The sequence below is a fragment of the Streptomyces sp. WAC04114 genome, from assembly GCF_019733245.1.
Taxonomy (GTDB): domain Bacteria; phylum Actinomycetota; class Actinomycetes; order Streptomycetales; family Streptomycetaceae; genus Streptomyces; species Streptomyces massasporeus_A.
In genome coordinates this window covers 1-22,578 of the sequence record NZ_JAIGQA010000083.1, presented here as the reverse complement: position 1 = coordinate 22,578, position 22,578 = coordinate 1, and the positions used below count along the sequence as shown (strand labels likewise).

The 22,578-nt window shown below is 71.5% G+C and carries 17 protein-coding genes; 11 read left to right on the top strand and 6 right to left on the bottom strand.

The window, feature by feature from the left end; translation table 11 throughout:
- Positions 1–17: 17 nt before the first annotated feature.
- From K4G64_RS21520 to gmd, 3 genes are all read right to left on the bottom strand, one after another.
- Complete coding sequence (locus K4G64_RS21520) at positions 18–1,475, bottom strand: O-antigen ligase family protein (protein WP_221757656.1); 1,458 nt, start codon at positions 1,473–1,475, stop codon at positions 18–20.
- 132 nt (positions 1,476–1,607) lie between these two features.
- Positions 1,608–2,537, bottom strand: a complete 930-nt coding sequence (locus K4G64_RS21515) for a glycosyltransferase (protein ID WP_308122452.1) — start codon at positions 2,535–2,537, stop codon at positions 1,608–1,610.
- 4 nt (positions 2,538–2,541) lie between these two features.
- A complete protein-coding gene (gene gmd / locus K4G64_RS21510; protein WP_221757655.1) occupies positions 2,542–3,582 on the bottom strand; it encodes a GDP-mannose 4,6-dehydratase in 1,041 nt (346 codons plus the stop codon).
- 221 nt (positions 3,583–3,803) lie between these two features.
- Between gmd and K4G64_RS21505 the strand changes: the two genes are divergently transcribed.
- Both K4G64_RS21505 and K4G64_RS21500 read left to right on the top strand, forming a co-directional pair.
- Positions 3,804–5,384, top strand: coding sequence for a polysaccharide biosynthesis tyrosine autokinase (locus K4G64_RS21505; protein WP_260460760.1), 1,581 nt, complete (start codon positions 3,804–3,806; stop codon positions 5,382–5,384).
- Positions 5,381–6,373, top strand: a complete 993-nt coding sequence (locus K4G64_RS21500; RefSeq protein WP_221757653.1) for a GDP-L-fucose synthase — start codon at positions 5,381–5,383, stop codon at positions 6,371–6,373. Before K4G64_RS21505 ends, K4G64_RS21500 begins: the two co-directional genes overlap by 4 nt.
- A gap of 237 nt (positions 6,374–6,610) precedes the next feature.
- On the opposite strand, the gene K4G64_RS21495 is transcribed toward K4G64_RS21500, so the two are convergent.
- Positions 6,611–7,114, bottom strand: coding sequence for an LPXTG cell wall anchor domain-containing protein (locus K4G64_RS21495; RefSeq protein ID WP_221757652.1), 504 nt, complete (start codon positions 7,112–7,114; stop codon positions 6,611–6,613).
- Positions 7,115–7,238: 124 nt separating this feature from the next.
- On the opposite strand from K4G64_RS21495, the gene K4G64_RS21490 reads away from it, so the two are divergent.
- From K4G64_RS21490 to K4G64_RS21475, 4 genes are all read left to right on the top strand, one after another.
- Entirely contained in the window at positions 7,239–8,033 is a 795-nt protein-coding gene (locus K4G64_RS21490; protein ID WP_260460759.1) for a hypothetical protein, read from the top strand.
- A gap of 96 nt (positions 8,034–8,129) precedes the next feature.
- A complete protein-coding gene (locus K4G64_RS21485) occupies positions 8,130–9,644 on the top strand; it encodes a cellulase family glycosylhydrolase (RefSeq protein WP_221757651.1) in 1,515 nt (504 codons plus the stop codon).
- Between the two features lie 283 nt (positions 9,645–9,927).
- Positions 9,928–11,535 (top strand): alpha/beta hydrolase, encoded by a 1,608-nt coding sequence (locus K4G64_RS21480; protein WP_221757650.1) that lies wholly within the window; start codon positions 9,928–9,930, stop codon positions 11,533–11,535.
- A gap of 103 nt (positions 11,536–11,638) precedes the next feature.
- Positions 11,639–12,295 carry a formylglycine-generating enzyme family protein gene (locus K4G64_RS21475; protein ID WP_221757664.1) on the top strand — a complete coding sequence of 219 codons (657 nt, stop codon included), beginning with the start codon at positions 11,639–11,641 and terminating at the stop codon, positions 12,293–12,295.
- A 125-nt stretch (positions 12,296–12,420) separates the two neighbouring features.
- Here K4G64_RS21475 and serC read toward each other — a convergent pair whose 3' ends face one another.
- Positions 12,421–13,539 carry a phosphoserine transaminase gene (gene serC, locus K4G64_RS21470; RefSeq protein ID WP_221757649.1) on the bottom strand — a complete coding sequence of 373 codons (1,119 nt, stop codon included), beginning with the start codon at positions 13,537–13,539 and terminating at the stop codon, positions 12,421–12,423.
- A gap of 72 nt (positions 13,540–13,611) precedes the next feature.
- Entirely contained in the window at positions 13,612–14,961 is a 1,350-nt protein-coding gene (locus tag K4G64_RS21465) for a mucin-1 (protein WP_221757648.1), read from the bottom strand.
- Between the two features lie 210 nt (positions 14,962–15,171).
- On the opposite strand from K4G64_RS21465, the gene K4G64_RS21460 reads away from it, so the two are divergent.
- From K4G64_RS21460 to K4G64_RS21440, 5 genes are all read left to right on the top strand, one after another.
- Positions 15,172–16,191 (top strand): LacI family DNA-binding transcriptional regulator, encoded by a 1,020-nt coding sequence (locus K4G64_RS21460; RefSeq protein ID WP_221757647.1) that lies wholly within the window; start codon positions 15,172–15,174, stop codon positions 16,189–16,191.
- 81 nt (positions 16,192–16,272) lie between these two features.
- Positions 16,273–17,616 (top strand): sugar ABC transporter substrate-binding protein, encoded by a 1,344-nt coding sequence (locus K4G64_RS21455; RefSeq protein ID WP_221757646.1) that lies wholly within the window; start codon positions 16,273–16,275, stop codon positions 17,614–17,616.
- A 94-nt stretch (positions 17,617–17,710) separates the two neighbouring features.
- Entirely contained in the window at positions 17,711–18,703 is a 993-nt protein-coding gene (locus K4G64_RS21450) for a carbohydrate ABC transporter permease (RefSeq protein WP_221757645.1), read from the top strand.
- A gap of 7 nt (positions 18,704–18,710) precedes the next feature.
- A complete protein-coding gene (locus K4G64_RS21445) occupies positions 18,711–19,553 on the top strand; it encodes a carbohydrate ABC transporter permease (protein WP_221757644.1) in 843 nt (280 codons plus the stop codon).
- A gap of 47 nt (positions 19,554–19,600) precedes the next feature.
- Positions 19,601–22,486, top strand: a complete 2,886-nt coding sequence (locus tag K4G64_RS21440; RefSeq protein WP_221757643.1) for an FAD-binding and (Fe-S)-binding domain-containing protein — start codon at positions 19,601–19,603, stop codon at positions 22,484–22,486.
- Positions 22,487–22,578: the final 92 nt, after the last annotated feature.

Genomic DNA, 22,578 nt, shown 5'->3' with positions numbered 1-22,578 from the left:
CGCCCATTGTGATCGGCTTATGTCAGCTTTGTCACTGATCGCGATGTTTTACACGCTGTGCCTTCACGGGTTCCGGCGGTCTCCGAGGGTGCTGCGCCCTCCTGCTTCATGACGGCGGATCGGCCGAGCGGCTCGGGACGTGGCACGGGTGCCACGGGGGCGGGAGCGTCGGGCGACGGCGTCGGCAGGAGCCCGTCGGCCGACCGGAGCCGCGCCTGCCACAGACAGAAACCGAGCAGCACCGCCTGCTCCGGGAAGGCCGAGTAGGACACGAACAGCACCAGCTGGCCGACCATCACGACACGGAGGGCCAGGGTCGCGGTGCCACCTCGCACGAGCCGTCTCCAGGTCCGGACGTAGACGACGAGCAGCGCCAGCAGCCCCACCAGTCCGAGCCGCAGCATGATGTGCAGGTAGTAGTCGTGCGGGGACACCGTGACGAGGCCGCCCCCGATGAACCGCTCGTAGCCGGACCCGAACGGCGCGCCGATCAGCCATTGGACGAGGGTCCGCGGGGCCTCGAGCAGATCCTGCCAGCCGAGCATCCGCCACGCGAAGGTGCTGCGGGTGCCCTGCGTCTCCTTGAACGAGTCCGTCAGGGAACCGCCGATCGCGCCGAAGGCACCGACGGCGTAAAGCAGCGCCACCAGGCAGAGCGCGAGCGTTCCCGCGCCCGCCGACACGATGCGCTGTCCGCCGCGCGCGGGACGCAGCACCCACCAGGCCAGCCCCATCATCGCGGTGGCCACCCAGACCGTCCGGTGCTGGAGCAGTACCACGAGGACGAGGAACACGAAGGCCGTCAGGTGTCTGCCCTCCACCCGCGGTCCGCTCGCCGTGCCACCGCGGTCCGGCACACCAGCGGCCGGCGGGGCGGACGCACCCGGAGCCAGCAACAGCATCGCGGCCTGGGCCAGGACCAGTGCCGCGGCGGCGGGCACCGGCCGGGAGTCCACCGTCACACCGTCGACGGCGAGATGGGCGTTCGCCGCATGCAGTCCGCGGTCCGCCCAGCCGGCCACACCGAGCAGCGCGTACGCAGCCGCGGTGGCCAGCCAGGCCCGGGGGACGATCCGGCTCAGCGAGGCGCTCAGCGGTGCGGTGGCCAGATACAGGGTGATAGCGAGGAAGTGCCAGAAGTACGTCCGGGAGTCGTTTCCCGCGGCCTGCAGTCCGAAGGCGGCCGCCCCACGGAGGGTGGACCAGGCGGTGAGAACGACCATGGCCAGCAGGGCCGCCACCCCGGCGTGGGACTTGGGGTTGAGGCGGGGCACGCGCACCAGGGCGACGGAGATCGCGCACACGTCCAGGATGTCGGTCGGGTACACGCGAACGCCGATGTCGAGGGCGGCCGTCTGCCCGTCGGCGACGACGACCCAGACTTGGGTGCCCAGCAGCAGGCCGATCGCGATCCCGCAGTGCCGGGCGAAGACCCACAGCAGCAGCCCGACGACCGGAAGCGTCGTGAGCAGCATCAGCAGGGTCTGCGGGTCAACGGGTAGGAGTCGCACCGTGATCCGTTCTGGGGTGTGGGGATGCGCGGGCCGAACCGGTCCCCGCGGCCGGTGGCACGGTCGGTTTTCCCGTCCGGCCGCGGGACCGGTTGCTCAGGGGTCCGCGCGAAGGGACGACTGCCGGTGCCGCGGTACGGATCCCGGCGGGCGCACGCCGGCTCTCAGGACGGTCTTCACATACGGGGAGCAGAAGACCAGAGGGGCCCAGGGGCCGAGATGACGGCGGCAGTACCGCCACCACGGCGCGGGCGGCTGCTCCCGCACCGACACCAGCCTCCGCAGCGCGGTGCGCGCGTCGAGTCCGGGTTCGGCCGAAGTACCCCGCACCGCGCCCGCGTTGTCGTCGCAGGTGCCCACGTGGCCCGGTGCGAGCAGTACGGGGATGCCGGCCCGGCGGGCCCGGAGCCCGTAGTCGTGGTCCCCCATCCGGTGGGGGAAGGCCGGGTCCAGGTCGCCCAGGACCCGCCGGGCGGGGGCCGTGACCAGCACCGCGTTGCCGTTGCAGGTGTCGCACGGCGTGGCGTCCCGGGCGTCGGGTTCCACCCGTTCCAGGACCGGGGGCCGCAGCCGGGACCTGACGAGGCGGTAGCCGCTGTAGGTGGTGCGGGTTCCGTCACCGGAGCGCATGGCGCCGACGGCGACGGCCGGGCGGTCCAGGGGTGCGGCGGCGCGCAGCAGTGCGGCGAGCGCGCCCGGGTCGAGGACCACGTCGTCGTTGAGCCACAGCACATGGGCGGCGGGATCGGCCCGGGTGGCGGCGATCCCGGTACCGGTGCCCCAGTGCACGTCCGCGCCGACCGTCACCACGTCGGTGCCGGGGAAGGCGGCCCGCACCTCGTCGGCCGTGCCGTCGGCACTGCCGGCGTCGACGAGGTGGACGGTGCAGCGGGTGCCGGCCGGAAGGCCGGTCTGGGCGTGTACCGAGGAGATGGCCGCGAGCGTCCGGTCCCGGCGGTTGTGACTGGCCATCAGGACGGCGACGCCGCGCGGAGCGCCCCCGGGCGGAATGCGGTCGGCGAGCACCGGGTCACCGCGCGGCCGGGGCGGGAACGGCGGTCGGCGCGGCCTGGTCTCCCGGCGCGAGGCCGTTCCGGAGGACGTTGAGCTCCGCGTCGACCATCAGGCGGGCCAGCTCGGGTGCGCGGACGGTCGCTCGCCATCCGAGTTGCGACTCCGCCTTGGAGGCGTTGCCGATCAGGTGGTCGACCTCGGTCGGGCGCAGATAGCGCTCGTCGAAGCGCACGTGGTCGCGCCAGTCGAGGCCGACGTGGGCGAAGCACTCGTCGACGAACTCGCGCACGCTGTGGCTGGCTCCCGTGGCGATCACGTAGTCGTCCGGCCGGTCCTGCTGCAGCATCAGCCACATCGCCTCGACGTACTCGGCGGCGTAGCCCCAGTCGCGGCGGGCGTCGAGGTTGCCGAGGTGGACCACGTCCTGCAGGCCGGCCTTGATCCGGGCGGCGGCCACGGCCACCTTCCGGGTCACGAACGTGGGGCCGCGGCGCGGGGACTCGTGGTTGAACAGGATGCCGTTGACGGCGTGGATTCCGTACGCCTCGCGGTAGTTGCGGGTGACCCAGTACGCGTACACCTTCGCAGCCCCGTAGGGCGAGCGGGGATGGAAGGGGGTGGCCTCGTCCTGGGGAGGCGGGGCGGCGCCGAACATCTCCGAGCTGGACGCCTGGTAGAAGCGGCAGGGCAGGCCCGTCCTCCTGATGCTCTCCAGCAGCCGGGTGGTACCCAGCCCTGTCGTGTCCCCGGTGAACTCGGGCTCGTCGAACGACACCCGCACATGGGACTGGGCGGCCAGGTGGTAGACCTCGTCCGGCTGCACCTGCTCCAGCAGGCCCGTCATCCGCGTCCCGTCGGTGAGATCCCCGTAGTGCAGGAAGAGGCGCGCCTCCGGGTCGTGCGGGTCGCGGTAGAGGTGCTCGATGCGTTCGGTGTTGAAGGTGGAGGCGCGGCGGACGATTCCGTGCACCCGGTACCCCTTCTCCAGCAGCAGTTCGGCGAGGTAGGAGCCGTCCTGGCCCGTGATGCCGGTGATGAGTGCCGTTTTGAGGGTCACACGCGCTCCTTGGCTGATGAGGTTTCAAGAGGCGTCGGAAGGCTCCATTGCAGGTGGGTGCAGGTGGGCACCCCCGGCACCGCACCAGTGTAGGGGACAATTACTGCATTTCTTATGCAATGTGGCGTTATGTCGCCTTTCACCCCTTTCGCCGTAAGGTGGGGCACCGCCCCACCCATCACCACCCACCCCTTCACCGGATCCGATCGGGGACGGACACCTTGGACCTTCGCGACTACCTACGAGTCCTCTCTCGCCGCTGGCGCGCCATCACCGTGCTGACGCTGCTCGGCACGGCGGCCGGTGTACTCCTCACCTACACGGCCGTCCCCGAGTACCGGGCCACCGCCAAGCTCTTCGTCTCGCTGCAGGGCAGCACCGACGAGGACACCGCCCAGCTCGCCCAGGGCAACCTCTTCACCCAGGCGCGTGTCCGGTCGTACGCCGAGGTGGCGACGAGCCCCCTGGTGACCGGGCACGTCGTGAAGCAGCTGAAGCTGAAGATGTCGCCGGCCGCGCTGAGCGGCAAGATCAGCGCCACGGCCCAGCCCGACACGGTGCTCCTCCAGCTCACCGTCACCGACACCCGGGCGGCACGGGCGGCGCGGATCAGCAACGCCGTCGCCGAAAGGTTCACCGAGGTGATCCGCGGGCTCGAGCGCCCGGTCGACGCCGAGTCGTCGCCGGTGCGGCTGAGCGTGACCGAGCCGGCCTCCGTGCCCGCCGCGCCCTTCTCGCCGCGGCCGGGCGTGAACATCGCACTCGGGCTCCTGGCCGGTCTGATCCTCGGCGCCGGTTTCGCCCTGGCGAGGGAGACGCTCGACTCGTCGGTACGCACGTCCAAGGCGCTCGCCGACGCCCTGGCCGGATTCGGCGGACCGCCCGTGCTCGGCAGCATCGTGTACGACCCCCAGGCGACCAGCCGGCCGCTGTCGATCCGCGACGACATGCACGGCCTGCGCGCCGAGGGCTTCCGGCGGCTGCGCACCTGTCTGCAGTTCGTGGACGTGGACCGGCCGCCGAAGGTGATCGCGGTGACCAGCCCGCTGTCCGGCGAGGGGAAGACCAGTGTCGCGGTCAACCTCGCCGCCACCCTGGCCGAGACCGGTGCCTCGGTGTGCCTGGTCGACACCGACCTGCGCCGTCCCTCCACCGCCCGCACCCTGGGCGTGATCAGGGACGCCGGGCTCACCACCGCGCTGATCGGCCAGGCCGAGGTGCAGCAACTGCTGCAGTCCGCCGGTTCCTTCTCCGTACTGACCAGCGGCGCGGTGCCGCCGAACCCCACCGAACTGCTGGGCAGCGCCCAGCTGAAGGCCGTACTGCGCGGCCTCGCCGAGAAGTTCGACCACGTCGTGGTGGACACCGCTCCGGTCCTCCCCGTCGCGGACGCCTCCGTGATCGCCTCCGAGGTGGACGGCTACCTCCTGGTCGTACGGGCCTCCCGCACCAGCCGCGACCAGATCGCCGAGGCCCTGCGCTCCCTGCGGCACGTGGGCGCCTCCGTGGTCGGCACGGTCCTGAACATGGCGTCGCCGAAGGAGGACCGTGGCGCCCAGGGGTACGCCTACGAGTACCGGCCGCAGTGCCACAAGGCGGGCCGGTTCGCCCGCCTGGCCAGGGTCCTCCGCCTCCCGCGCCTGGCGCGGATCGCACGGGCGCTGCGGCGCAGGCCGTCCGCCGGCACCGCACCGGCCCTGACTCCGGGCGGCGGGCCGGACGCCCCGCTCACCGCTCCGGTGGCGGTGCTCGCCGACGAACTGCCGCGCCCGGTGGCCGCCGAACGGAGCGTGCAGTCGTGACCGCCGTGGTGACGGAGCCGTACGGGGTCGCCGACCGCCCGCTGGACCGCTCGGCCCGGGTGCTCGTGGCCGGAAGCCGTGGACTGGTCGGCTCGGCCGTCTGGCGGCATCTGGCGCGGGAGGGCTTCACCGACCTGGTGGGGCCCGGGTCCGCGGAACTGGATCTGCGCGAGCGCGGCGAGGTCTTCGACTGGTTCGCCGCCGTCCGTCCGGACGTGGTGGTCCTGGCCGCCGCGCGCGTGGGCGGGATCAAGGCCAACGCCACCCGGCCCGCCGCGTTCATCTCCGACAACCTGCGGATCCAGGTCAATGTGCTGGACGCCGCACAGGCGCACGGGGTCGAGCGGCTGCTGTTCCTGGGATCCAGCTGCATCTACCCCAAGTTCGCCGACCAGCCCATCCGGGAGGAAGCCCTCCTCACCGGCCCGCTGGAGCCGACCAACGACGCCTACGCCATCGCCAAGATCGCCGGCATCCAGCAGGTCCAGGCCGTACGGCGCCAGTACGGACTGCCGTGGATCTGCGCGATGCCGACCAACCTGTACGGCCCCGGGGACAACTTCCACCCGGAGCACTCCCATGTACTGCCGTCGCTGATCCGGCGCTTCCACGAGGCCCGCGGGGAGGGAGCACAGCGGGTCGTGAACTGGGGCTCCGGGGCGCCGCGTCGGGAGTTCCTGCACGTGGACGACCTGGCCCGGGCCTGCCTCCACCTGCTGGAGCACTACGACGCCGACGGCCCGGTCAACGTCGGCACCGGCACGGATCTGACCGTCCGGGAGCTGGCGGAGCTCGTCGCGGACGTCGCAGGGTACCGGGGGAGCGTCGAGTGGGACATGAAACAGCCGGACGGTACTCCGCGCAAGCTCCTTGACGTGTCCCGGCTGACCGCGCTCGGCTGGGCTCCTCGTATCGGTCTGCGGGAAGGGATCGCCCGGACGTACGCCTGGTACGTGGAGAACCTGGAGTCCGGGACGCTGCGGCGCTGACGGTCTGCGCGACGGCCGGAGCCGGGCCGGAGGGGAGTCGCCCCAGGGCTTCCCGTTGGACTGCGTGAGGGGCAGCGGCAGTCCAGCGGGAGCCTTCCCCGTGGAGTCTGCTTCAGGCCGGGGCCGCGAAACGGCCGACAGTGGGTACTCCGACGGCACGGTGACGTGATGCGTCGGGGTATCCGCTGTCGGCCGCCGGTATTGCACAGGCCTCGCGACTGTCCGGTCGGCGGGTGGTCAGTTGTGCTTCCGCCGCCGGGCGGCCATCACCGCACCGGTCCCGAGCGCCAGCAGCGCTGCGGTTCCGCCCACCATGACGAGCGAGCGGTCGTCACCGGTGTCGGCAAGGTGAGGCTTGTGCGGGCGTACGAAGATCTTGGCCTTCAAGGACAGTTTCGACTCCACGCCCTTGAGGCGGAAGATGTGCTTGCCCGGGTCCGTCCACTTGGGGATGGTGACGGTGCCCTCCACCGTGCCGTTCGCGTCGGCGGTGAAGCGGCCCAGCTTGATCGGCTTCGAGAACAGGACTGCGGTTACGCCCTCGTTCGGATCGAACCCGGTCCCTGTGAAGCCGAGGTCGTCACCTGCGACGACGGTGGTGGCGGTGAGGGTCAGGCTCGGAGGGTCGGGTGGATAGGGCTGGGCGTGGGCGGGTTGGGCCCCGATGGCTGGAACTGCGGCCAGGACAGCCGAGGCTGCCGCGGTCGCGAAAGCGGCACGACACTTCGATGACGCCGTCATCGCATTCACGCTCCTCAAGTGGATATAGGCGACGGCATGGTCCGACCCCGAGTACGGTATGTGTATAGATAGCGCTGAATGAGGCTCGTTAGACTTCTTTGGGTGATATGGCGCCCTATGGTGTATGCAGATCACCGGACTGGCCGCCGTTGCCCCGGGTTCGAGGATCGAAATCGCCCGGTATGCGCTAATGGGCTCATCAAGGTGGTCGGTCTGCGGCGACCACTCCGACCCCGTCCGGCATGAACTGCGGCGACACCCGCCCGCGTCGCCCGTCCTGATCTCCACTTCTTCCCTTTTGGAGGGGTGCGTGCCCCCGTTCCGCGTACTCGTGGTCTGCACCGGCAACCTCTACCGCTCTCCGCTTGCCGAGTGCCTGCTCAGGCATCAGCTGCTCGAGCATCGGCACGTGATCGACGTGAGCAGTGCCGGCACCCGGGCCGTCGCGGGTGTGCCCGCGGCGGCTGCTGTCACCTCATTCCTCGCCGCACGCGGCCTGCGGCCCTGCGGGGCGGGCTCCCGCCGGCTGACCGAGGGCATGGTCGAGAATGCGGACCTGGTGCTGGGCGCCGCGCGGGAGCATCGTGAGGCCGCCGTGCGGCTCTCCCCTGTGCGTGCGTTGTCCCGTGCGTTCACCTTCCGTGAGTTCGCCCGGCTGGCGCGGTCCGAGGACGCCGCGGGCATGCTGGATCCGGCCGCACGGTTCGCTGCTCTCGTACGGGGCGCGGCCGCTCGCCGTGGCGCCGTGTCGACCCGTATGGGTGATGTGGACGTGAAAGACCCGCTCGGTGCGCCCCCGCCCCAAGTGCAGCAGTGCCTGGCTCAGATCGAGGAGGCGGTGGAGCGGATCACCGCGCTCGTCCGGACCGGACGGCAGGCGTCGTCGCCGACCGAGAGCCGGGTGACCCCAACTCCTTGACGTGCTCATGGTGTGTCAGTTTCCTGGAAGGTGCGCGGCATGGATGGGAGCGCTCCCACCCGTTCCGGGGCCGCGCCTCCCCGAGAGGAAGCAGCCATGTTCCGCACTCTGCGAAGAGCGCTGTGCGTCGCCGCGGCGCTCGTGTTGCCCCTGGCCGGTACGCAGTCGTCGGCAGTCGCCGACGCCGACGCGCAGGCTGGCGCCGGCTACTGGCACACCAGCGGCCGGCAGATCCTGGACGCGGCCGGACAGCCCGTCCGTATCGCCGGCATCAACTGGTTCGGCTTCGAGACCGCCAACCACGTCGTCCACGGCCTGTGGGCCCGCGACTACAAGAGCATGATCGACCAGATGAAGTCGCTGGGCCACAACACCATTCGCATGCCCTACAGCGACGACATCCTCAAGCCCGGCACCATGCCCGACAGCATCGACACCGACGGCAAGAACACGGACCTGCGGGGGCTGACGTCCCTCCAGGTCCTGGACAGGATCGTCGCCTACGCCGGACAGTCCGGCCTCAAGATCGTCCTGGACCGGCACCGCCCGGACGCGGCGGGCCAGTCGGCCCTCTGGTACACGGCGTCGGTCCCCGAGTCGACGTGGATCACCAACCTCAAGGCCCTGGCGACGCGTTACAAGGGCAACTCCACCGTGATCGGCATCGACCTGCACAACGAACCCCACGACCCGGCCTGCTGGGGCTGCGGCGACACCTCCCGCGACTGGCGTCTGGCCGCCCAGCGCGCGGGCAACGCGGTGCTGTCGGCCAACCCCGAGCTGCTGATCATGGTCGAGGGCGTGCAGTCGCACAACGGCGTGAACGGCTGGTGGGGCGGCAATCTCATGGGCGTGGCCCAGTACCCGGTCCAGCTGGACGTCCCCGACCGGCTGGTGTACTCGGCGCACGACTACGCGACGTCGGTGGCGCAGCAGTCCTGGTTCTCGGACCCGTCCTTCCCCGCCAACATGCCCGGGATCTGGGACAAGTACTGGGGCTACATCTTCAAGCAGAACATCGCCCCGGTGTGGCTCGGCGAGTTCGGTACGACGCTCCAGCCGTCCGTGGACCAGAAGTGGCTGGCCGAGCTGGTGAAGTACCTGCGCTCGACGTCGGCGTACGGCGCCGACAGCTTCCACTGGACGTTCTGGTCCTGGAACCCCAACTCCGGTGACACGGGCGGCATCCTGAAGGACGACTGGCAGACGGTCGACACCGTGAAGGACGGGTACCTGGCGTCCATCAAGGCCCCGGGCTTCGACGCCGGCGGCCCCGGTCCGGGCGGCCCCGGTGACCCGGGGGGCGGGAACGCGACCTGCACCGCCGCCTACACCGTCAGCAGCGACTGGGGCGGCGGCTTCAACGCCGAGGTGAAGGTGACCAACACGGGGAGCGTTCCGCTGAAGTCCTGGAAGGTGACCTGGACCTGGAGCGGATCCCAGAAGGTCACGAGCATGTGGAACGCCTCGCACACCCAGAGCGGCGCGACCGTCACAGCGGTGAACGCGGCGCACAACGGGGGTGTGCCGACGGGCGGTTCGGCGAGCTTCGGCCTGGGCGGCGCGCCCGGGGGCGGGGCCGTGCCGAGTGTGAGTTGCGTGGCTGCGTGAGGGCGGAGTGAGGCGGGGCGGGCGCCCGGTGTTCGCCGGGCGCCCGCGCCCGTCCCGACTGACCGACTGTTCGGGCCGACTGCCCGACTGCCCGTCGCCCTGATCCGACTGTCCGGAATTGCCGGAACACCCCGTTTCCGGGGGCTTCCTGGGAGCGGGCTGTGCCTCGATTTGGTCAAGTCTTGCTGGAATTCGTACATGCGCGGTGCTCTCTTCCGAAACGATGCGGCACGGCCCGCGTCACTCGCGGGCGCGACCCCCCTCACCGTTGCGAGAGAACTCCATGAGAAGAAGCGCAGCCGTACTGTGCGGCGCCACGGTCGTCCTGGCCGGGACACTCACCGCCGTCCCCGCCAACGCCAGCGCGTCGCCATCCGCGACCACTGCCCTGACGACCGCCGCCGCGAAGATCACCTGGAAGAAGTGCGCGACGGACGACACCCCGACGCTCCAGTGCGGGTCGGTCAAGGTGCCGCTCGACTACACCAAGCCGCGAGGGAAGCAGATCACGCTGGCTCTCTCCCGCGTCCCGCACACCGCGTCGAAGTCCCAGGGCCCGCTGCTCGTCAACCCCGGTGGGCCCGGCGGCAGTGGCCTGTCGCTGGCCGAATTCGTCGCGTCCTCCCTGCCCAAGGCCGTCGCCGCCCAGTACGACGTCATCGGCTTCGACCCGCGCGGAGTGGGCAAGAGCCAGCCCGCCCTGGACTGCAAGCCGGGCCACTTCGACCCCGTGCGCCCCGACTCCGTGCCGAGCACCCCGGCGCTGGAGAAGGCCAACCTCGACCGTGCCAAGGCCTTCGCCAAGGCCTGCGGCGCCAAGTACGCGGACGTCCTGCCGTACATCGACACGGTCAGTGCCGTGAAGGACATGGACTCGATCCGCAAGGGCCTCGGCGCGTCGAAGATCAACTACTTCGGCTACTCGTACGGCACCTACCTCGGCGCCGTCTACGCCAAGCTGTTCCCCGAGCGCGTGCGCCGCCTGGTGCTGGACTCCATCGTCGACCCGACCGGCGTCTGGTACGACGACAACATCCAGCAGGACTACGCCTTCGACAAGCGCCACAAGGCCCTGATGACGTGGATCGCCAAGCACGACTCCACGTACAAGCTCGGCACGAACCCGAAGAAGATCGAGGCCAAGTGGTACGCCATGCGGGCGGCCCTGGCCAAGAAGCCGGCCGGCGGCACGGTGGGCGCCTCCGAGCTGGAGGACATCTTCATACCCGGCGGCTACAACAACGCCTACTGGCCCACGCTCGCCCGGACGTTCGCGGCGTACGTCAACGACCACGACACCGCGGCGCTGGTCAAGGCCTACGACAACATCGCGGCGATCGACGCCTCCGGCGACAACGGTTACAGCGTCTACACCGCGGTGCAGTGCCGTGACGCGTCCTGGCCGCGCGACTGGAAGCAGTGGCGCAAGGACAACTGGGCGGTCTACGAGAAGGCGCCGTTCATGGCGTGGAACAACGCCTGGTACAACGCGCCGTGCGCGTTCTGGCCGACGAAGACGCTGAAGCCGGTGAACGTCGCCAACAGCAAGCTCCCGCCGGTGCTGCTGTTCCAGGCGACGGACGACGCGGCCACGCCCTACCAGGGCGGTGTGACCATGCACCGGCTGCTGAAGGGCTCCAGCCTGGTGGTCGAGCAGGGTGGCGGCAACCACGGCATCACGCTGAGCGGCAACGCCTGTCTCGACAAGCACCTCGCGACGTACCTCACCAACGGCAAGGTCCCGCACGGCAGCGGTGTGGCCGACGCGGTGTGCAAGAAGAACCCCGACCCCAAGCCGCAGCCGGCGGCGCAGAAGGCGGCGGCCGCGACGCAGTCGGCCGTCGCGGCGGTCGGTGACAGCCTGCGCGGGATCCTGGGGCCCGGGCGCTGAGCGCCTCGGTGACCCGGACCTGACGGAACGACAGGGGGCGTCCGGTGAAACTCGCCGGGCGCCCCTAGGCTGTCCGGTCATGGGGGAGCACATGAACGACGACATGGTGGATGTCCCGGCGGGGTCCGTCACACTGTCCGACCGCCGGACCGAGCGCAGTTGGGCGGTCGAGGTCGCGTCGTTCCGGATGTCGGCCGTGCCGGTCACCCAGGCCTGGTACGCGGAGGTCACCGGCGAGCACCCGAGCACGGCCCGGGGCGGGCGGCTGCCCGTCGAGGGCGTGTCCTGGTGGGACGCGATCCGGTTCTGCAACGCCCTGTCCGGGCGCGAGGGCCTGACCCCCGCGTACGAGGTGCGGCCCGGCAGCGAGAGCGCCGACTGGGACACCTCCGCCGACGGCTACCGGCTGCCCACCGAGGCCGAGTGGGAACACGCCTGCCGCGCCGGCGGCACCGGCCCCCGCTACGGCCCGCTCGACGAGATCGCCTGGTACCGCGGCAACGCGGACGACCGCGTGCACCCCGTGGGCGGCCTGCAGCCCAACGCCTGGGGCCTGTACGACATGCTGGGCAACGTCTGGGACTGGTGCTGGGACCTCTACGATCCCGAGGTCTACGGCACGTACCGGGTGCTGCGCGGCGGCGGCTGGTCCGACGAGCACTGGAGCTGCCGCGCCTCGGTGCGCCGCCGGAGCCATCCGACGTTCCGGATCGACGACGTGGGGTTCCGGGTGGCGCGCTCGGCCCCGGGCGAGGAGTAGCTCGCAGGCCGCCGTGCCCACGACGCCGGGGGAGAGGACAGGTGTCGCAGGGGCGCGGCCGCCTGAGCACGAGCGAGGGGCGCCCCGCACGAGCGGGGCGCCCCTCGGTCACGTACGCGAGAAGATCAGAGCTTCTCGATCACGTAGTCGATGCACTTCGTGAGGGCCTCGATGTCCGCCGGGTCGATCGCCGGGAACATCGCGACGCGCAGCTGGTTGCGGCCGAGCTTGCGGTAGGGCTCGGTGTCGACGATGCCGTTGGCGCGCAGCACCTTGGCGACGGCGGCGGCGTCGACCTCGTCCGTGAAGTCGATCGTGCCGATGACCTGCGAGCGCTTGGCCGGGTCGGTGACGAACGGGTTGGCGTACTTGATGTCCTCGGCCCAGCCGTACAGCGTGCGGGCGGAGGTCGCCGTGCGCCGGACCGACCAGTCCAGGCCGCCCTGGCCGTTGATCCACTCCAGCTGCTGGTTCAGCAGGAAGAGGGTGGCCAGCGCCGGGGTGTTGTACGTCTGGTTCTTGCGGGAGTTGTCGATCGCCGTCGGCAGCGAGAAGAACTCCGGGACGTGGCGGCCGGACGCGTGGATGCGCTCCGCGCGCTCGATCGCGGCCGGGGAGAAGACGCCGATCCACAGGCCGCCGTCGGAGGCGAAGGACTTCTGCGGGGCGAAGTAGTAGACGTCGGTCTCGCTGACGTCGACGGGCAGGCCGCCGGCGCCGGAGGTGGCGTCCACGAGGACCAGGGCGCCCTCGTCGGCACCGGCCACGCGCTTGATCGGCATGGCGACACCGGTCGAGGTCTCGTTGTGGGTGAACGCGTAGACGTCCACGCCCGCCTGGGCGACCGCCTCGGGGTGGGTGCCCGGGTCCGAGGCGATGACGTCCGGCTCGGCCAGCCAGGGGGCCAGCTTGGCGGCCTTGGCGAACTTCGAGGAGAACTCACCGAAGTTCAGGTGCTGCGACTTGTTCTCGATCAGGCCGTGCGTCGCGACGTCCCAGAACGCGGTCGAGCCGCCGTTGCCGAGGATCACCTCGTAGCCGTCGGGGAGCTGGAACAGCTCACTGATGCCCTCGCGCACCTGGCCGACCAGGTTCTTGACGGGAGCCTGACGGTGGGAGGTGCCCATGAGAGAGGTGCCGGTCGCGGCCAGCGCGTCCAGCGCTTCCGTCCGCACCTTGGAGGGGCCCGCGCCGAAACGTCCGTCGGCGGGCTTGATGTCAGCGGGAATCCGGATCTCAGCCACGGAGGGGAGCGTAGCCCCTTCCGGAAACGTGGGCGAAACGTCGTCCGTCGGGTGAGACGGGATGTGGACGGGTCAGCACGCGGCCGGGCCGGGCCAGACGGCCGAGGCGTCGTCGCGGTGCGGGTCCGGCAGCCGGAGGGGGCGCACGGCGACGGGCCGGACCCCGTCCTCGTCGGTGGCCGTCCAGGGGCCGGGGCGGCCGGAGTAGCACAGGGTGGTGAGGGCGAAGACGCCGTCGGCGTAGACCTCGACGTACTCCCCGACGGTGAGGATGCGCAACGCGGCGGCGTGTTCCGGCAGGAGGGTCTCGCCGAGCGGGGTGCCGTCGGGGCCGGTGACCCGGAGGTTCTTGCCGTCGCAGCCGACGGTGAGCGCGGGCCGGTCCCCGTCGGAGACATGCGTGCGCAGGGTGACTTCGGTGCGGCCCGCGAGGCCGACGTCACCGACCGCGTGCAGCGGGGCGTCGTATGTCTCCTCGCCGAGCCAGGGGTCCAGGCCGGGCCACCACTCCAGACGGGGAGCCGCGTCCCGTGGAACGACGAGGGACTTGGGCTGGGCGAGCATGCCGCGGCAGCGTTCACCCGTGTCCGTCAGGCCGACGCGGCGCGGGGTGGTGTGCAGCACGACGCGGGAGCCGTCGGGGGCGGTGACGACGCGCGGGGCGTACGCGCCCGTCGGGCCGAGCGGGCCGCGGCGGGTCCACGGGCCGCGCAGGCGCGGAGCGGTCCACGCCTCGAAGCCCCGGGTGGCGCCGATGGAGCCGAGCAGCAGCCAGCCGCCGTCGTCGAGGCGTTCCAGGACGGGGCACTCCAGCTCGTCGACGTCACCGGGGGAGACGAGCGGCGGGTGGACGGTCCAGTGCTCCAGGTCGTCGGAGGTCGCCCAGGCCACGCACCCGCTGACCTCGACGGGCAGGGAGGCGTCGGCGGCGCAGACCAGCATGACCCAGCCGTCGGACTCGTCGTCGCGTACGACGAAGGGGTCGCGCCAGCCCATGCGGTCGCCCGTGCGGTACCAGCGCCCGTCCGCCTCGACGACCGGTCCGGTGCCGTGGCGGCGCCAGCCGGTGCCGTCGGCGCGGTCGGAACGGGCCAGGCCGACCGACTGCACGGGCCAGCCGCCAGGGGTGACCCCGGAGACGGCCGTGTAGAGCATCGCCATGCCGGTGCCCTGTGGGAAGGCGTGCATGGTCCACACCGCCTGCTGGTCGAAACGGCCGGGCAGGCCGTTGCCGAAGGCCGTGCCCTGCGGTTCCCAGCGGACCAGATCTGCGGAGGTGGCCCGCCCGTAGGACGTCTCCATGCGCAGGTGGTCGAACTCGTTCGTCCACGGGCCCTGGAGGTGCAGCACGGTGTAGGTGCCGTCCGCGTGGCGCAGAAGGTCGAAGTCGTTCACGCAGAGGCCGGGCGGCGCGTATCGCATGGACAGGTCCTGTCTGCCGACAGCGGCACTCAAACGCGTGCGCTGTGCTCTTGCTGGTGGGAGTTCCTCTGAGAGTCAGCCGAAGTAAATCCGAACGCAAACGCTTGCGCAACCACAGGTGCGGGTTTACGGTCTCGTCACTCCCTCACACGCCGATGTGTTCCGGACGACCCCGAGCAGACGGCGTGCCCCCCGATCCAGGAGCGTTCCGTGACGGTCAGCATCACCGATGTCGCCGAGGCCACCGGAGTCTCGGCGTCCACCGTGTCCCGCGCCCTGCGCGGTCGTCCCGGAGTGTCGGAGGAGATGCGGGCCCGGATCGTCGCGGCCGCCGCCGACCTCGGCTACACCGCCTCGCGCTCGGCCTCCAGCCTGGCCAGCGGACGCACCCACACCATCGGCGTCGTCGTCCCGTACGTCGGCCGCTGGTTCTTCGGCACCGTGCTGGACGCCGCCGAGAAGGTCTTCAGCGCCGCCGGCTACGACGTCCTGCTCTACAACCTCGGCTCACCCGAGGCCCGCAAGCGCTTCTTCACCAACCTGCCGATCCGCAAGCGGGTCGACGCCGTGCTGTCCCTGCTGATCCCCGACCCGGAGGAGGCCGCCGCCCTGCGGTCCCTGGACGTGCCGCTGGCGACCACGGTCGGTGGCGCCCGGCCCGGCTTCACGGTGGTCGGCATCGACGACCGGGGCGGCGCGGAGAGCGCCGTACGGCACCTGGTGAACCTCGGGCACCGGCGGATCGGCATGATCTCCGGCGCCAGCGAGCCGCTGCACTGGACCACGCCCCTCGACCGTCGGCAGGGCTACCTGGACGTGCTGGCCGACGCCGGGATCGAGCCCGACCCCGCCCTGGAGGCGGACGGCGGTTACACGGTCGAGGGCGGCGAGCGGGCCATGACCGAGCTGCTGGCGCTGCGCCACCCGCCGACCGCCGTGTTCGCCCAGTCCGACGAGATGGCGATGGGCGCCCTGCGCGCCCTGCGCCGGCACCGGCTGCGGGTCCCGGAGGACGTGTCCGTGGTCGGCTTCGACGATCACGAGCTGTCCGAGGTGGTCGGGCTGACCACCGTGGCCCAGCCGGTCGCGGCCCAGGGCCGGGAGGCGGCCCGGCTGCTGCTCGCACAGCTCGACGAACCGGAGGCCGGGCCGCCGCGCCCCGTCGAGATGCCCATCCGCTTCATCCTCCGCGAGACCACCGCCCCGCCGTACACCGGCCGTCGGCGGTAGCTCCGGCCCCCTCCCCGCCCCCCTCAGCTCCCTCTCTCCACCGTTCGCGCACCCACCGCACACCCGCTCGGAGGCACCACCATGATCACCGGCCACGGAAGACACCGTCGTACGGGCCTGACCGCCCTCGCCCTGCTGCCGCTGGCCGCGCTGGCCGCCTGTGGCGGCGGGGGCGGCGGCAGCGACACCTCCGCCGAAAAAGGCAGCGGCAAGGGCACCATCAGCGTCTGGGCCCACCAGGGCCAGGCGAGCGAGGCGACCGCGCTGCAGAACGCGGTGAAGTCCTTCAACTCCTCGCAGAGCGAGGTCAAGGCCGAGCTGAAGCTCATACCGGAGAAGGACTACACGAAGACGATCACCGCCACCGACGCCTCCGAACTGCCGGACGTGCTGGAGTTCGACGGCCCGACGATGGCCAACTTCGTCTACAACAGCAAGCTCGCCCCGCTCGACGGCCACGTCTCCGTCAAGACTCTCGGCAACGCCACGGACGCGATCAAGGCGCAGGGTGAGATCGACGGCAAGCACTACGGCCTGGGCATGTTCGACGCCGGTCTCGGTCTGTACGCCAACAAGAAGCTGCTCGACGCGGCCGGCGTGACGTACCCCAAGAGCGTGGACGACGCCTGGACGGCCGAGGAGTTCGGCAAGGCCCTCAAGGCGCTGAAGGGCAAGGACTCCGACGGCAGGGTCCTCGACATCTCGGAGCAGTACGGCCTGGCATCCGAGTGGGGCACCTTCGGCTTCTCCCCGATCGTGTGGTCCGCGGGCGGCGGCCTGCTGAAGGACGGCAAGGCCGAGGGCGCCCTCGACAGCCCGAAGACCGTCTCCGCGATGAAGACCTTCCAGTCCTGGAAGCCCTACGTCGACCCCAACACCGACGGCAACGCCTTCGCCAACGGCAAGGTGGCGCTGAGCTGGGTCGGCCACTGGAACTACCCCGCCTACAGCGAGGCCCTCGGCGACGACCTCGCCGTGCTGCCGCTGCCCGACTTCGGCAACGGCCCCAAGACCGGCCAGGGTTCATGGGCGTGGGGCATCGGCGCCGACAGCAAGAACGGCAAGGCGGCCGGCACGTTCCTGGACTACCTGCTCAACGACACCAACGTCGGCGCCATGACGAAGGCCAACGGCGCGGTGCCCGCCACCAAGTCGGCCCTCGCCCGGAGCGAGCTGTACAAGAAGGGCGGCCCGCTCCAGCTCTTCGCCGACCAGCTGGCCAGGCCTTGCGGCGACAGCGACATCAACGCCTCCTGTGTCGCCGTCACCCGCCCGGTGACCGCCGGATACCCCACGGTTACCGCCAAGTTCAACACGGCCCTGAACTCGATCTATGGCGGCGCCGACCCCGAGGAAGCCCTGCGCAAGGCCGCCCGCGCCATCGACCGGGACTTCACCGACAACGCCGGCTACGAGATCCCGTAACCCGCAGGACGCATCGGCCCGGGCGGGCCGCCCGTGACGTGGTGATGCAGCCATGGATCGACGCGCCCGCCCCGCCGGGAAGAGGACCCCTCCCGTGAAAACCGTGGAATCCGCGCAGGCCGCGGGCCCAGACCGGGCGCAGGCCGTCTCGTCCGCATCCGCCAGGAAGCCCCCGCGTCCCGCGCGCGGCAACCGTGACCGGCTGCACGGGCTGCTGATGTCCGCCCCGGCCGTGGTCGGGCTGATCGCCTTCGTCGGCATCCCGTTCGGCTACGCCGTGGTGCTCTCCTTCTACAACGTCCGCCTCGGCTCGCCGCTGGAGCCCACGTTCTTCGGCGTGGAGCACTACCGGCGGCTGTTCACCGACCCCGACCTGTCCGGCCCGTTCCTGCGGGCGCTGCTGAACAACCTGACCTTCGCCGTCCTCGTCGTACCGCTCCAGACGGGGCTGGCGCTGGCGCTGGCGATCCTGCTCAACCGCAAACTGAAGGCGATCGGCGTGTTCCGGTCCTTCTTCTTCATGCCGGTGGTCTTCCCGATGGCGCTGGTCGCCGTGATCTGGCGGCTGATCCTCGCCCGCAGCGAGCAGGGCATGCTCAACTCCCTGCTGGACACGGTGAGTCTCGGCAACTGGGGCGCCTTCGACTGGCTCGGCGACGGCCTCACGGCGATGGGCTCGATCATCGTGCTGTCGGTGTGGCAGGGCGTCGGCTTCCAGATGGTCATCCTGCTGGCCGGCCTCCAGCAGATCCCGGGCGAGCTCTACGAGGCCTCCCAGCTGGACCGGGCCTCCCGCTGGCAGCAGTTCCGGCACGTCACCCTGCCCGGCATCCGCGGCACCCTCGTCTTCGTCGCGATGCTGACCTCGGTGCTGTCCTTCCGGGTCTTCGACCAGGTGTACATCCTCATCCGCGGCGGCGGCCTGGACGAGGACGCCACCCGCACGGTGATGTACCAGGCCGTCACCACCGCCTTCGACCAGAACAACATCGGCCAGGCCTCGGCCGTCACGGTGGTGTTCTTCCTGATCGTCGTCGCCCTGACCATCGTCCAGCGCCGCGTCGTCCGGCCCGACAACGAGGACTGACCCACCCATGGCCATGACCCGCACGCCCGTGCGCCGCGTCCTCGACTACACCGTCCTGAGCGTCCTGGCGTTCGTCTTCGCCCTCCCCGCGCTCTACCTCTTCCTCGGCAGCCTCAAGCCGTCCGACGAGGTCCTGAACGGCCTGTCCGGCTTCCTGCCCACCCACCTGTCCTTCGACAACTACACCGCCGTCCTCGACAGCCTGAACTCCGACAGCACCGGCTACTTCTGGCAGTTCATGGGCGTGTCGGTGCTGCTGTCGTTCGTGGTGGTGACGGGCGGGCTGATCGTCAACTCGATGGCGGCCTACGGGCTGACAAGACTGAAGTGGCGTGGGCAGAACGCGGTGTTCACCCTGGTCCTGCTGCTGATGCTGATCCCGTTCGAGTCGGTGGCGGTGCCGCTGTTCTACATGTTCAACGGCCAGCGCAACACCCTGTTCATCCAGGCGCTGCCGTTCGTCGCCAACGCCTTCGCGGTGTACCAGTTCCACACGTTCTTCAAGAAGATCCCGACGACCATCGAGGAGGCGGCCCGGCTGGACGGCGCGGGTCCCTGGCGCACCTTCTTCGCGATCATCGTGCCGATGTCCAGGCCGGTGTTCGCCTCGGTCGCGATCCTCACCTTCCTCATCCAGTGGGGCTCGTTCCTGTGGCCGGTGCTGATGGTGTCCGACCCGTCGGTGCGCCCCCTGCCGCTGGAGATGAGCGTCTTCCAGGGCCAGCAGCCGCCGGACTGGGGCCAGATCCTCGCCTTCGGAGTGCTGCTGGTGCTGCCTGTGCTGATCGTTTTCGCGTTCTTCCAGCGCTGGTTCGTCGAGGGCGTGGCGAGCTCCGCCGTCAAGGGCTGAGCCCGGCCGTCGCCCTCACCGTCAGCGGCCGGATGCATCCTGGACGCATGACGGATCTCGAAGCACAGCTGCGTGCCGTCGTCCGGGGCGAGGTCGGGTTCGACGTCACGTCCCGGGCGCTGACGACCATGGATGCGTCCAACTACCGGCGGGTCCCGGCGGGCGTGGTCGCTCCGCGTGACGCCGACGACGTCGCGGCGGTGCTCGCGGTCTGCCGGGAGCACGGCGTGCCCGTCGTCGCCCGCGGCGGCGGCACCTCCATCGCCGGGCAGGCCACCGGCACCGGTGTCGTCCTGGACTTCACCCGGCACATGAACCGGCTGGTCGCCCTCGACCCCGAGGCGCGGACGGCCGTGGTGCAGCCGGGGCTGGTGCTGGACCGGCTCCAGGAGGCCGCCGCCCCGCACGGGCTGCGCTTCGGCCCCGACCCCTCCACCCACAGCCGCTGCACGCTCGGCGGCATGATCGGCAACAACTCGTGCGGCTCGCACTCGGTGGCCTGGGGCACGACCGCGGACAGCGTGCGGGAACTGGACGTCGTCAGCGCCCGGGGCGGGCGGCTGCGGCTCGGGCGGGACTGGGCCGGGGCCCCGGACGGGCTGCGGGAGCTGGCCGAGGGGGAACTGGCCCGGCTGCGCACCGGCTTCCCGGAGCTGCCCCGCCGCATCTCCGGGTACGCGCTGGACGCCCTGCTGCCGGAGAACGGCGCCGACGTGGCCCGCTCCTTCTGCGGCTCCGAGGGCACGCTCGGCGTCCTGACGGAGGCCGTCGTACGCCTCGTCGAGGCGCCACGAGCGCGTGCGCTGGCCGTGCTGGCGTACGCCGACGAGAGCGCGGCGGCCGAGGCCGCGGCCGGGCTGCTGCCGTTCGGGCCGCTCACGGTGGAGGGCATGGCGGCGGACCTGGTGCCGTCCACGGCCGAACTGCCGCGGGGCGGGGCCTGGCTGTTCGTCGAGACCGGCGGGGAGTCGGCGGGCGAGGCACGCGCGCGTGCCGAGGCGATCGTGCGGGCCGCCGACGTCCTGGACGCGCTCGTGGTCACCGACCCGGCCGGGCAGCGCACGCTCTGGCGGATCCGGGAGGACGCGAGCGGTACGGCGACGCGCATGCCGGACGGCACGGAGGCGTGGCCGGGCTGGGAGGACTGCGCGGTGCCGCCCGCCCGGCTCGGGGCGTATCTGCGGGACTTCCGGGCGCTGATGGCGGCGCACGGGCTGCGCGGCACGCCGTACGGGCACTTCGGGGACGGCTGCATCCACGTCCGTATCGACTTCGATCTGCTGTCGGCGCCCGGCGTCGCCCGCTTCCGCCGCTTCTCGGAGGAGCTCGCGGAGCTGGTGGTGGCGCACGGCGGGTCGCTGTCCGGGGAGCACGGCGACGGGCAGGCGCGGGCGGAACTGCTGCCGCGGATGTACGGCGCCGAGATGGTCGGCCTGTTCGAGCGGGTCAAGGGCGTGTGGGATCCGGACGACCTGCTCAACCCCGGCATGCTCGTCCGCCCCGCGCCCCTGGACAGCGGCCTGCGCTTTTCCGTCCTGCCCCGCGAGCCGGTCGACGTGGCCTTCGGCTACCCCGCCGACGGCGGTGACTTCTCGGCGGCGGTGCGGCGCTGCGTGGGCGTCGCCAAGTGCCGTACACCCTCGGTGTCCGGCTCGGGTGTCATGTGCCCGTCCTTCCGGGCGACGGGCGCGGAGGAGCATTCCACGCGCGGGCGGGCCCGGCTGCTGCACGAGATGCTCGCCGGTGAGGTGGTGACGGACGGCTGGCGCTCGGAGGAGGTCCGGGACGCGCTGGACCTGTGCCTGTCCTGCAAGGGCTGCCGGTCGGACTGCCCGGTCGGGGTCGACATGGCCACGTACAAGGCGGAGTTCCTGCACCAGCACTACGCCGGCCGCCGCCGGCCCGCCGCGCACCACGCCCTGGGGCGGTTGCCGGTCTGGCTCCGCGCGGTGTCCCGCACGCGCACGGCACGGGTGGTCAACGCGTTGTCCGCGATACCGCCCCTGGCCTGGGCCGCGAAGCGCCTGGGCGGCCTCGCGCCCGAGCGGGAGATTCCGCGGGTGGCGACGCGGACGTTCAGCGGGTGGTGGGAGCGGCGGCCCGCGCGGCGCCCGGATGCGCGGGGCGAGGTGGTCGTCCTGTGGCCCGACACCTTCACCGAGCACCTCTCGCCGGCCGTGGGGCAGGCGGCCGTGCGGGTGCTGGAGGCGGCCGGGCTGCGGGTGGCGTTGCCGCCGACGCTGCGGCTGGAGAAGCCGCCGGTGGGCGACGGCAGGACGGTCGCCCTCGACCCGCTGTCCCTGCTGCGTGGCCGGGGCCGGGTCTGCTGCGGGCTGACGTACGTGTCGACGGGGCAGCTGGACCGGGCCCGGACCGTCATGCGCCGCACGCTCGACCTGATGGAACCGGTCCTGGAGACCGACGCCCCGGTCGTCGTCCTGGAGCCGAGCTGCGCCGCGGCCCTGCGCACGGACGTCCCCGAGCTGCTGCACGACGACCCGCGCGCGGCCCGGCTCGCCGCGAAGGTCCTCACCTTCGCGGAGACGCTGGAGCGCCACGCACCCGGCTGGACGCCGCCCCGCGTCGACCGCCCGGTGGCCGGGCAGACCCACTGCCACCAGCACGCGGTGCTCGGCGACGCCGCCGACCGCCGGCTGCGGGACGCGGCCCGGCTCACCGGCGAACTGAGCGGCGGCTGCTGCGGCCTCGCGGGAAACTTCGGCTTCGAGAAGGGCCACTACGAGGTGTCCGCCGCCTGCGCGGAGGAGCAGCTCCTGCCCTCCGTACGGGACGCCCCGGACGGCACGGTGGTCCTGGCGGACGGCTACTCCTGCCGCACCCAGCTGGAGCAGCTGGCGGGCGTACGGGGCAGGCACCTGGCGGAGGTACTGGCCGAGGCCCTGGACGGAGGGCCCGGGCACGACGGGGGGTGAGGCGTGGGGATACGGGTCGGGCGCGACCGGGGTGAGGCGTGAGGCCACGGGTCGGGCGCGACGGGGGGCATCGGCGACGGGTCGGGCACGAC